The organism is Micromonospora sp. 4G55, from assembly GCF_016803375.1.
The window spans coordinates 1-11,221 of the sequence record NZ_JAEVHN010000165.1 but is presented as its reverse complement, the minus strand read 5'-3'; the positions used below and the strand labels follow the sequence as shown (position 1 = coordinate 11,221).

The window sequence follows — 11,221 nt, the reverse complement described above, 5'->3', positions numbered from 1 at the left end:
GGCGGGGCGCCGCAGGCGGCGAGCGGCGCGACGGCGAGCAGTACGCCGGCGCCGACCAGCCGGCGGGGTGGGGTGCGGTGCGGTGCGTCAGGCGGCACGGACCGGTCCTCGGGGGATCGAGCCTCGGGTGGCATCGGGTCGTCACGGCCGGGGGTGGCCGAGCCCATCGTAGGAGGATCCGGCGGTGCGGTGAAGGGTCAGCGCAGCACCCGGTGCCCGGCCCGCTCCAGCGCGCCGGTCGCCTCGCCGAGGCGTACCGCCGGGACCAGCACGTGGTCGGTGTCGTAGGTGGAGAACGCGACCACGCTGACCCGGGCCTCGGCGAGCGGGTCGACCAGGGCGGCGAGGGTGCCGGTGAGCGCGAGGCCGACCGGCCCGACCACCCGCAGGCACCGCCAGTCGGTCTCCACGTCCGCCTGCGCGGGCGCCCGGCCGGCGGGGCAGATGACCGAGATCCCGTCGGCGTCCAGCTCACCGTGACCACGTCCGCGACGCCCGGCTCGGCCCACAGGGCGGGGGGCAGGGAGGTGCCGGCGGCGAGCCGGCACACGGCGTACTCCCCCGGGAGCAGGGCGACATCGAGCATGAGGGCACCTTACGGCGTCGGTGCCGGCCCGCCCCAGCATCGCGGCGTGCGGCGCCCGCCACACCTCGGACGCAGGTCAGATCTCCGAGAAGAAGGTGAGGGAGCCGGCGACCGAGCCGTCGGTGAGCACCGGGGTGGAGATGGCGTCGACGGTGGCGTCGGGCGCGTCCTCGCCGGCGGGCTGGACCCGGAGCAGGCCCCGGGCCAGCCGGCCGGAGTGCAGGGCGAGCAGCGGCGGGATCTTGTCGGTCTCCTGCTCGGTCAGCTCGCCCCGGGCGGCGGTGAAGTCGAGCAGCCGCAGGCCGCCCTCCAGCAACGGCAGGCCCACCACTCCTCCGGTGCGCCCAGGCAGAGCAGGTCGCAGCCGGCGGACGAGATCGCCACCACCCGGGTGTCCGCATCGATCAGCAGGCAGGGCTCCTCGGCGTGGGAGACCATGGCCGACCACTGCCCGACGTTGTCGCACCCCGGCTCTGTCGGTGTCCGCGACGCCGGCGCGAACACTTCGGAGAGCGAGAGTTCGACGTGGGCCACCGAGCCTCCTATGTACACCGACGGTCTGTCCACGCTAGCCGGTCGTCGCGACGGTCGCTGTACCGCGCTGCTGCCACCGGCCGCCGGTGACGATCGGATGCCCGGAACGACCGGGCGGCCGGCGACGGCGCGGACCGTAGCTGACCTCGGTGAACACCGGGCCGCGTGGCGTCGACGGTGACGTTACCGGCGGGCGGCCGGCTTGTCAGCGGCCGTTCGGCCCTCGTCGTACCACCGGTAGTCGGCGGCGGGACGGTACGTGCCGTTGAGCCACGTCTGCGGCTGCTGCGCGACCCGGGACAGCTTCTCGGCGGTGGCCGGGCTGATCCGGTTGCCCCCGGCGACGAGGAGCCGGTCCAGCTCCCGGTGGGTCGCCATGAGGCAGTCCTTGGGCAGGCCGTAGACGCTGATGACGCCGGAGCCGACGAAGGTCAGCACCGGCGTCACCGGGATCGGCAGGCCGACCGCGTCGGAGAGGGCCTTGCTCGCCCGCTTGGCGTCGCGCCGGGCCTCGGCCACGTACGGCGGCCGCTTGCCGTTGATCTGGACGACGTCCCCGGCGACCAGCACCCGGGCGCGCCCGTGGTCGGCGATGCTCACCGCGAAGAGCCCGCTCGGGCCGATGGCGAGGAAGCCGGCCCGGTCGTCCTGGCCGCGGTCGAGCAGCACGTCGGCGACGTCCGTACGCGGCCACTCGATGACGTGCCAGGCGGGCCCCAGGTGGTCGAGCTGACCGAGCGCGCGCGCCCCGGCGGCCTCCAGCCGGCGCGCGCCGCGCTCCGCCCGACGGCGGCGGGCCCACTCCAACGGGGTCGGGCGGGCCGGCTCCAGCGCCGACGGCGCCTCGGCCCGGGGGTGCGGCACCGCCACGGGCGGCAGGGCCCGGGTGGGTACGGCTCGACGAGCGGGAAAGACAGTCATCGCGACCTCCGGCAAAAGGTCCCTCGAAGTTATGTCCTCACTACCCTACGTTGCCATCCCCCGGGTACGGCAAGTTGGAGCGCCGGAATGAGTGCGGATGAATGCCATATTCATCCACACTTCTCTCCCGAACACCCTTCGCACCTGCCCTACGCTGCGAGGGTGACCCACTACGTGGACAGCGAGGTCGGTCGGCTCGGCACGGTGCTGCTGCACCGCCCCGGGCCCGAGCTGGCCCGGCTCACCCCCCGCAACAACGACTCGTTGCTCTTCGACGCTATCCCATGGGTGGGACGGGCGCAGGAGGAGCACGACGCCTTCGCGGCGGCGCTGCGCGGGCGCGGCGTGGAGGTGCTCTACCTCGCCACCCTGCTCGCCGAGACCCTGGCCGTCCCCGACGCGCGCGCCGAGTTGACCGAGGTGGTGCTCCGCTCGCCCCGACTCGGCGACACGCTGCGCCGCCGCGTCGCCGACCACCTCGCCTACCTCGATCCGGCGGCGCTGGCCGACGTGTTCATCGCCGGGCTCGCCCACGAGGAGGTGCGGATCAGCCCGGAACGCCCCGGCGGGCTGGTGTGGACGCTGATGGACCGGCACGACTTCGTCATCGACCCGCTGCCCAACCTGCTCTTCACCCGCGACTCGTCACTGTGGATCGGTGACCGGGTCGGGGTCACCAGCCTCGCCATGCCGGCCCGCCGGCGGGAGTCCACCCTGACCGACGCGATCTACCGCCACCACCCGCGCTTCGTCGGCACCCAGGCCGTCTACCACCCGGAGTTGGAGCACCTGGAGGGCGGCGACGTGCTGCTGCTCGCCCCCGGCGTGCTCGCGGTCGGGGTGGGTGAGCGGACTACGCCGGCCGGCGCGGAGCGGCTGGCCCGGCAGGTCTTCGCCGCCGGCCTGGCGCACACCATCCTGGTGGTGCCGATCGCCCAGGAACGCGCCACCATGCACCTCGACACGGTCTGCACGATGGTCGACGCCGACGCGGTGCTGATGTACCCGAACATCGCCAGCAGCCTGTCGGCGTACACGGTGATCGCCGGGCCGGACGGCGAGCCGCGGGTGGACGGCCCGGCGCCGTTCCTGCGCGCCGCCGCCGACGCGATGGACCTCGACCAGCTCCGGGTGATCGACACCGGGCTGGACCCGGTCACCGCCGAACGCGAGCAGTGGGACGACGGCAACAACACCCTCGCCCTGGCGCCCCGGCTCTGCGTCGGCTACGAGCGCAACACCGAGACCAACGCCCAGCTCGAACGGGCCGGCATCGAGGTCATCCCGATCGCCGGTTCCGAGCTGGGTTCGGGTCGGGGCGGCCCGCGCTGCATGTCCTGCCCGCTGGTCCGCGAGCCGCTACGGCGGCCCTGACCCCGCTTCCGGGCCGGTCACGCGGGCCCGCAAGCGGTCGGTCGAGCGCGGGTCAGCGCAGGGTGAGCTGGCGGCCGAGCAGCCCCTGGCGGGCCCGCCGCCCGGCGGCGTCCAGCGGCTCCTTCTCCTCCAGCATCTCGGCGTACCGCTCGGCGAAGGCGCTCACCGGCGCCTCCCAGTCGGCGGCCGGGACGTCCTCGGGCAGGTCCCAGACCGGCACCAGTCGGCCGTGCGCGCGGAACATGCCGGCGAATCGGGTGCCCTCGCCCAGGGTCAGGATGCCGGCCGCGGAGAGCCGGGACAGCGCGTCCAGCGCGGTGTCCTCGTCCTCCGGCAGCACCCAGCGCACGTGCGCCTTCTCCGGCACCCGACACCAGTAGGCGGCCGGGGCGGCGGCGAGCCGTACGGTCGGGTAGATCGCGGCGTTCGCCCGCTCCAGCGACGCCTGCACCGACGGGTCGTCGGCCGCGCCCGGGTCGAGCCAGAAGTCGAAGCCGTCGTGCATGGTGATCTCCAGCGGGCCGTCCACCAGGACGTCCTGCAGGCGCGGGCCCGGACCCGGCAGCGGCGGCACGGTCACCTGGCCGCCCGGCTCGGTGCGCAGCGCGCAGAGCAGCGCCTCGGCCAGGTCGCGGGAGACGTCACCGGACTGCTGGTGGCGCTGCAGCCCGATGAAGACCCGCCCGTCCGGCTTGGTCATCGCCGGGGCGGCCATCGGCAGCACGGTGGCGAGCGTGACCGGGCGGTCGCCGTACTCCTCGACCAGCTCCGGGGTGAGCCGCAGCGGCGCGGAGGCGGCCGGCACCAGCTCGCGCAGGGCGATCCACTCCGGCTCGTCCGCCAGCCCCTCGAAGGGGCGGGGGGCGAAGATGTCGCGGATCTTCTCCCGGCGGGGGGTCGCTTCGACGGCGCGCTGGTTCTTTCGACGCTTGCTCACGGCGAGACAGCCTAGAGGCCGGGCCGGGACGGTGTGGGGAGGACCCGCCCCCGGGGCCGGCTCAACCGGCGACGACCAGGTCCGGTCGGGAAGAGCCGGTCGGGTCGAACTCGGCCCAGACGCTCTGGCCCAGGCCGTCCCGCTCGACTCCCCAGCGGCTGGCCAGGCCGGCGACGATGTGCAGGCCACGGCCGTCGACCGCGTCCGGGCTGGCGCCCGCATCCGTGGGCCGGCGGGCGCGCCGCCGTCGGTCACCCGGATCGACACGGTCGGGCGCCCGGCGTGGGCCGCAGCCGCCAGGCCACCCGGACCACCCCGCCGGGCAGCGGGTCGGCGTGCCGGACCGCGTTGCCCACCAGTTCGGCCAGGACCGCCACCAGGTCGGCCAGCAGGACCGGGGGTACGACCTCGGCGAGTTCGTCGGCGAGCCGGTGCCGGGCCAGCCGCGCTCCGGTGGCGTGGTGGGGAACCACCACACACCACGAACGTTCGACCGCGTGCGCCGACACCCTCGCTCCTTCTCGCCCCGTCCCCCGGTGCCCCGCGCAGGTCATCCCCGGGGCAGCCGCACCTCTGCGACGGTACCGCCACCGTTCCTCGGCCGGAGGGATACCCATCCATTCTGCTGTTCAACGATCCGGCGGACGAGATAGAGGCCGAGCCCGGCGCCGGGATAGCCCCGACGGTCCCCGGACTCGCCCTGCCAGAACCGGTCGAAGGCGCGTTCCACGTGTTCGGGCCGGATGCCGATGCCCCGGTCGCTGACCCGGAACAGCACGGTCTGCCCGTCGGTGCCGGCGGTGACCTCGATCGGCGACTCCGGCGGCGAGTACTTGGCGGCGTTGGTGCCCAGCTCGGTCAGGACGGTGGCCATGCTGTGCCGGTCGCCGAGCGCCTTGGGCAGGTCGGCCGGCAGGTCGAGGACGAGCCGGTGGCGCAGGTCCGCGGGGAGGTCCGGCACGGTGGCGCGTAGCGCGTCGCCGAGGTCGAACGGTACGGCCGGCTCGCCGCCGGGCCGGCCGTCGATGGCCGAGGAGAGCAGGCGGTCGATCAGCCGGGCCAGTTCGTTGGCGCGCTGCCCGATGATCCGGGCGGCCTGCCGGCGGTCGGTGTCGGTCAGCGACTCCCAGTGGTCGGTGAGGGTGTCCGCGTACCCCTTGATCACGGTGACCGGGGTGCGCAGCTCGTGGCTGGTCACCGCGACGAAGAGGTCGCGCTCGGAGTCGCGGCGCTGCTGGTCGGTGATGTCGCGGAAGGTGACCACCCGCTGGGTGCCGGGCCCGGCCAGCTCCCCGGAGGTGATCCGCAGCCAGCGTCCGTCCGGCATCTGGTGGTCGAGTACCTGGCCGGACGGGGGGAGTGGGAAGGGCAGCGGCCGGTTCAGCGCCTCGGCGGAGGAGCGGCCGGTCACCTGGGCGGCGGCCGGGTTCCAGAGCCGCACGTGCCCCTCCCGGTCGACCACGGCCAGACCGTCGGCGAGCGCCGCGACCACCGGGCCGTCGCCGTGCACCGGCAGGCCGCTCTGGTCGCCGTACATGTGGGCGATGCAGGCGGCCACGTAGCCCAGCACGGCCTGCCCCTCCGGATCCGCCGCGTCCTCGCCGTCGGCGTAGAGGGCGTGCAGGCTGCCGACGGTCAGCCCGCCGATCTCGGCGCGGGCCCCGATCATCCGGCGCAGCCCCCGGGCGGCCAGCTCCCCGGCGAGCTGCCCGGGGAGGTGGTCCACCCGGATCTGCCGGACCCGGGGGCCGGCGAGCAGGCAGACGGTCACCGGGTCGGACGCCGGCAGCGGGCGGCCGATCATCCACTTGGCGTTGCCGCTGGCCGCGATGACCCGGCCGCCGGTCGGGGCGAACTCGACGAAGGCCACGCTGGCCGCGCCCACCGCCGAGCGGGCCACCCGGAGCAGCTGGGTGAGGACGGGCAGGCCCGCGTCTCCGGAATTGATCATCTCGATCACCGCGCTGTGGCCGGTGACCAGGGCGGCGAGATCGGTACGCTCCGGCATGTCCCGAGTGTGCCCCCTCGGGCGGAGTTCGGGCAGCCCCGTCCGGTGGGCCTCACCGGCCCAGCCGGGCCAGGGTCCGCGCCGGTCGGTCGGTGATCACCCCGTCCACCCCGGCGGCCAGCACCAGCTCCAGGTCGTCCGGCTCGTTGACGGTCCAGACGTACACCTGGTGGCCGGCGGCCCGCAGGGCGGGCACCAGCTGCGGGCGGGCCCGGACCAGGCCGATGCCGGGCCCGGCGATCCCGGCGCCGAACGGCAGCCGGCCGAGTCGCAGCCAGCGCGGCAGCACCTCCAGCAGCAGCACCGTGGGCAGCGCCGGGGCCAGCTCCCGGACCCGGCGTACGGCCAGCGGGGAGAAGGACATCACGGTGACCCGTACCGGGTCCTCCGGGCCGGGTTCGGCGAGCCCGTACTGGCGCAGCAGCGCGACCAGCCGACGCTCGACGTCGCCGCCGTAGCGGGACGGGTGCTTCGTCTCCACCAGCAGCCGGACCGGCCGGCCGGCGGCCAGTACGGCCTCCAGCAGCCGTTCCAGCGTGAGCAGCCGGGTGTGCGACTCGTCCAGCACCTCGTCGCCGTCGGCCGGTACGCAGCCCGGATGCCAGGAGCCGAAGTCGAGCAGCTCCAGCTCGGCGAGGGTACGGGCGCTGACCAGCCCGCGTCCGTTGCTGGTCCGGTCCAGTCGGCGGTCGTGCACGCAGACCAGGTGCCCGTCCCGGGTGAGCCGGACGTCGCACTCCAGCCCGTCGGCGCCCTCGTCGAGGCCCGCAGGTACGCCGCGAGGGTGTGCTCGGGCAGGTCGGCCGACGCGCCGCGGTGCGCGAAGACCAGCGGATCGCCCATCGCGCCGGCTCTCAGATGACCCGGCCGGGCTGCCCGTCCCCGCCGACCACCGGCCGGCCGACGGCCTCCCACTGGCGCATTCCGCCGTCGGCGTTGCGCACCTGCTCCCACCCGTTGTTGAGCAGGTAGCCGACGACCTGGGCGGAGCGCCCGCCGGAACGGCAGATCACCGCGACGTCCCGGTCGGTGGGCACCTCGGCCAGCCGGGCCGGCAGCTCCATCATCGGCAGGTGGTGGGCGCCGGGGGCGTGGCCCGCCACCCACTCGTCGTCCTCGCGGACGTCCAGCAGGTAGGTCTCGTCGTCGATCTCGGTCACGGGAACGCTGGGTACCTGGGATCCGAACACGGGTAGCAGCCTAGATCCTCACGGGCGACATCGGCACGGGCCGGGCCGGTACGCCGGCTCACAACCGGGTGACCCAGCGCGGGTTGGCCGCCGCCCAGCCCGGCACCCGCTCGCCGCGTACGGCGTCGAAAAGGCCGTTGCCGCCGTTGTCCAGGACCACGTAGGAGATCCCGTCGATGGTCTCCGGGTACGACGGCACCTGCACCCCGCTCAGCGCGTCCGACGGCAGCGACCCCAGGGCCATCATCAGGTCCTCGACCCGGACGCCGTTGGTGTCCAGGGTCAGCGAGCCGCCCACCGCCCGCAGCACCTGGTCCAGCTTCAGCGGGTCGCCGCGCAGGTTCGTCTCCCCGGCCCGGTCCAGTACCGCCTGCAGCATCTGCTGCTGGTGCCGCTGTCGGTCGTAGTCGCCGCCGGGCAGGTCGTAGCGTTGCCGGACGTAGTCCAGCGCCCGGGTGCCGTCCATCTGCTGGCAGCCGGTGGGGAACACCGTCCCGGTGTGAATCGACCGGACCTCGGTGTCCACGCACATCCGGATCCCGCCGAGCAGGTTGATGACCTGCTTGAAGCCGGCGAAGTCGACCAGCGCGGCCCCGTCGAAGCGGATCCCGGTGAGCCGGGTCAGGGTGGCGGAGAGCAGTTGGGCCCCGCCCTGACCGGTCCCGCCGTGCTCGTACGCGGCGTTGATCTTGTCCTGGCCGCCGCGGTAGCCGTTGGCGCCGCCGGGGGGAATGGCCACCAGCAGGTCGCGTGGGACGGAGATCAGGTAGCCCTGCCGCATGCCGGGCGGTAGGTGCACGATGAGGATGGTGTCAGAGCGCTGGTCCGGCCCGTCGCTGGCGCCCCGCCGGTCGGTGCCGACGAGCAGGTAGTTCAACCCTTCGGAGAGGTCGGTGCGGGGTTGCCGGGCGTCCGGGGCGAGCAGTTGCTCCCGGGTGATGGTGCGCTCGTACCGCGCGGTGAGCGCCTTCATGCCGACCACGGCGACGACGGCCACCAGCACCAGGGCGAGACCGACCGTCAGCAGGATCCGGGGCCAGCGGGAGGCCGGGCGGCCGGGTGGCGGTGTGCCCCGCCCCCGGTCGGACCGCGCTGACCTGGCCGTGACGCCCTCCCCGTGGCCGTGACGTGAGAACTGCTCACATCAGGCTACGGGCCGGTCACCGCGCTCCGGCCGGTTTCGGCGTGGCTACCGGCCGGTCACCGGGTCACTTGCGGTTGGAGAGCACGGCCGGGTTGGCGTACACGAATTCGCCCAGCTTGTCGTTCTTGACCGCCTGGAACATCTCCAGGGTCTGCGCGCTGAGCGACTCGCGCTTGTTGGCGTTCTCGTTGAACGTGCCGCCGTTGGTGCGCAGCATGGTCAGCTCGTTGGCGCTGACCCCGCGCAGGGTGAAGACGAAGTCGGCCACCGGCACCTCGCCGGTGTCCAGGATGAACGCCTTGCCCGCCGCCAGGATCAGCTGGTTGACCTTGATCGGGTTGGTCAGCATGCCCTTGTCGGTGGCCTTGCGAGCCATCGCCTTGATCAGCTGCTGCTGGTTCTGCTGGCGGTCGTAGTCGCTGTTCGGCAGGCCGTAGCGCTGCCGGGAGTAGTCCAGCGCCTGGAGCCCGGACATCTCGCGGCAGCCCTTCTTGTAGACCACCGGGGTCATCGGGCGACCGGTCTTCTTGGCGTCCGCGTTCCACATCTGCTTGCCGTCGACCATCACCATGTGGTGCGACTTCACCTCGTGGCTGACGCAGATCCGCACGGTGCCCAGGGTGTCGATGACGTTCTTGAAGCCGCCGAAGTTGATGATCGCGGCGCCGTCGAAGCTGACCCCGGTCATGTTCTTGATGGTCTGGGCCATCAGCTGGGCGCCGCCCTCCCAGCCGCCGCCGTTGCGCGCGCCGGCCTGGAACGCCGCGTTGATCTTGTCGGTGCCGCCCTGGAAGCCGCTCTTCTTGAACGCCGGAATCTGCGCCTCGGTGTCCCGGGGGATCGAGATCAGGTACGCCTGGTCGTGGCTGGCGGGGATGTGCAGCACGATGATGCTGTCCGCCCGGACGTCGTCGGCAGCCCACCGCTCGCGGGCGTCCACGCCCAGCAGCAGCATGTCGATCGGGCCGTCCAGGTCGGCGCCGCCCTCGGCGTCGGTCTTACCCGCCCCGCCCAGCAGGTTCTTCTGGGCGATGTTGCCGGTCGCCTGGCTGATCAGCGCCTTGCTGCCGACGATGGCGATGCCGCTGGTCATCATCAGCACGGCGCCGAAGATCAGCGTCAGGCGGGCCCAGAGCGGGTCCTTGCGCTTGGTGCGCTTCTTGGGGCCGCCGGTGCGCTGCCCGCCGCGGCCGCGCTGCGACGGGATCGTCGACGGCCGTGCGTACGGGTCGGAATCCAGCGACGTCGGGCGGGGGCTGGTCTGAACCGGCATGCATGCTCCAGCTCGCGAGGTCGGGGGGCGGACCCACTTTACGTACCGCTTCCCGTCAAGGCGAGATCGTCAGACGCTCAATTCCTGGATATCCCGACACTTGCGACGGCAATTCAACCGAACGGATGAGGCGATACGTCCACTCGGTGGTTGGCGGCCGGTGATGCAACCAGAAATGAACGCACCTCTGATGACGTCCGTCGAAACGTGCCGGCAATATCGGCCGCCGCCACCGGCCCCGTTGGCCCGCCCGGGGCGCCGGGGAGGTCCGGCCGCCCGGGGAGGAACGGGGTCAGTTGCCCTTGGTGTCCGGGTTCTCGTTGGCCGCCACCCAGGCCGCCATCGTGTCCGCCGACATCGCCTTGTACATCGCCAGCGCCTTCGTCCGGTCGGAGACCACCACCGACTCGCCGTTGATCGTGTCGCTGCCCGTGTTCGGGCTGGTGATGAAGGTCAGGTTCTCGCCGCGCAGGCTGCGGAACTGCACACCCATGTCGACCAGCGAGAAGCCGTTGTCGACGGTCACCGCGTCGGTGACCGACTGGAGGAAGGCGTTCAGCTTCTTCGGATTGGCCAGCGTGCCCGTGCTCGCCGCCTTGTCCATCAGCGCGCGCAGGAACTCCTGCTGGTGGCGCATCCGGGCGAAGTCGCCCTCCGGGAACTGCTTGCGCTGCCGGATCCAGTCCAGCGCCGTGGCGCCGTCCATGTGCATGGTGCCCTTGGTGAACTTCCGGTACGGCTTGTGGATCGAGGTGATGCTCCGCTCCACCTTGAGGTCCACCCCGCCGAGCGCGTCGGTGACCTCCTTGAAGCCGCCGAAGTCGATCGCCATCACGTGGTCGATCCGGACGTCGCTGAAGCACTCCACCGTGCGGACCGCCAGCGGGAGGCCGCCGAACGCGAACGCCGCGTTAATCTTTGCGCGCCGCCCGGAGTCGCACTCCGCGCCGGCGCTCTCCGGGATCGGCACGTACAGGTCACGCGGGATGGAGACCAGGTAGGCCGACTTGTGGTCGGCGGGGATGTGCATGACGATGATCGTGTCGGCCCGCCACTGGCTCTGCTGGTCCACCGGCGCGTCCGGGTCGCGCGAGTCCGAGCCCACCAGCAGGATGTTCAGCGCGCCGTCCACCGCTTTGGCCGGCCGTCCGCCGGTGATCTCCGAGAACGGGTCGGTGCGGGCCAGATCCTTGTCGAGGTTGTCGGTGTAGACCCACGCCCCCAGGCCGCCGAGCAGCGCCAGCACCAGCACCG

At 73.0% G+C, this 11,221-nt stretch carries 8 protein-coding genes and 4 pseudogenes; 1 reads left to right on the top strand and 11 read right to left on the bottom strand.

Annotated features, from left to right (window positions below):
* Positions 1-197: 197 nt before the first annotated feature.
* The 3 genes and pseudogenes from JNW89_RS15850 to JNW89_RS15840 all read right to left on the bottom strand — a co-directional run bounded on the left by JNW89_RS15850 (position 198) and on the right by JNW89_RS15840 (position 2,041).
* A pseudogene (locus JNW89_RS15850) lies at positions 198-586 on the bottom strand (ACT domain-containing protein).
* Positions 587-662: 76 nt separating this feature from the next.
* A pseudogene (locus tag JNW89_RS15845) lies at positions 663-1,120 on the bottom strand (hypothetical protein).
* Between the two features lie 183 nt (positions 1,121-1,303).
* Positions 1,304-2,041, bottom strand: a complete 738-nt coding sequence (locus JNW89_RS15840) for a hypothetical protein (protein WP_088959739.1) — start codon at positions 2,039-2,041, stop codon at positions 1,304-1,306.
* Between the two features lie 162 nt (positions 2,042-2,203).
* Between JNW89_RS15840 and JNW89_RS15835 the strand changes: the two genes are divergently transcribed.
* The gene (locus tag JNW89_RS15835) at positions 2,204-3,415 is read left to right on the top strand and encodes an arginine deiminase (RefSeq protein ID WP_238449504.1); all 1,212 of its coding nucleotides are present in this window, start codon (positions 2,204-2,206) and stop codon (positions 3,413-3,415) included.
* Between the two features lie 52 nt (positions 3,416-3,467).
* Here the strand turns inward: JNW89_RS15835 and JNW89_RS15830 are convergent, their stop codons facing one another.
* The 8 genes and pseudogenes from JNW89_RS15830 to JNW89_RS15795 all read right to left on the bottom strand — a co-directional run bounded on the left by JNW89_RS15830 (position 3,468) and on the right by JNW89_RS15795 (position 11,219).
* The gene (locus JNW89_RS15830) at positions 3,468-4,352 is read right to left on the bottom strand and encodes a DUF5926 family protein (protein ID WP_238449503.1); all 885 of its coding nucleotides are present in this window, start codon (positions 4,350-4,352) and stop codon (positions 3,468-3,470) included.
* Between the two features lie 61 nt (positions 4,353-4,413).
* A pseudogene (locus tag JNW89_RS15825) lies at positions 4,414-4,828 on the bottom strand (ATP-binding protein).
* A 74-nt stretch (positions 4,829-4,902) separates the two neighbouring features.
* Complete coding sequence (locus tag JNW89_RS15820; RefSeq protein WP_238449502.1) at positions 4,903-6,360, bottom strand: ATP-binding protein; 1,458 nt, start codon at positions 6,358-6,360, stop codon at positions 4,903-4,905.
* Positions 6,361-6,412: 52 nt separating this feature from the next.
* Positions 6,413-7,203, bottom strand: a pseudogene (locus JNW89_RS15815) (glycerophosphodiester phosphodiesterase).
* 11 nt (positions 7,204-7,214) lie between these two features.
* Positions 7,215-7,550, bottom strand: a complete 336-nt coding sequence (locus JNW89_RS15810; protein ID WP_088959745.1) for a rhodanese-like domain-containing protein — start codon at positions 7,548-7,550, stop codon at positions 7,215-7,217.
* Positions 7,551-7,608: 58 nt separating this feature from the next.
* On the bottom strand, positions 7,609-8,553 hold the full coding sequence (locus tag JNW89_RS15805; protein WP_238449501.1) for an LCP family protein: 945 nt from the start codon (positions 8,551-8,553) through the stop codon (positions 7,609-7,611).
* A 205-nt stretch (positions 8,554-8,758) separates the two neighbouring features.
* A complete protein-coding gene (locus tag JNW89_RS15800) occupies positions 8,759-9,967 on the bottom strand; it encodes an LCP family protein (RefSeq protein WP_238449500.1) in 1,209 nt (402 codons plus the stop codon).
* A 292-nt stretch (positions 9,968-10,259) separates the two neighbouring features.
* Positions 10,260-11,219: an LCP family protein gene (locus tag JNW89_RS15795; protein WP_238449499.1), complete on the bottom strand. Its 960-nt coding sequence runs from the start codon at positions 11,217-11,219 to the stop codon at positions 10,260-10,262.
* Between the last annotated feature and the right edge of the window lie 2 nt (positions 11,220-11,221).

Coding starts and splice junctions, on each gene's coding strand:
- JNW89_RS15840 (WP_088959739.1), bottom strand. CDS start 2,041: ATGACTGTCTTTCCCGCTCGTCGAGCCGTACCCACCCGGGCCCTGCCG.
- JNW89_RS15820 (WP_238449502.1), bottom strand. CDS start 6,360: ATGCCGGAGCGTACCGATCTCGCCGCCCTGGTCACCGGCCACAGCGCG.
- JNW89_RS15800 (WP_238449500.1), bottom strand. CDS start 9,967: ATGCCGGTTCAGACCAGCCCCCGCCCGACGTCGCTGGATTCCGACCCG.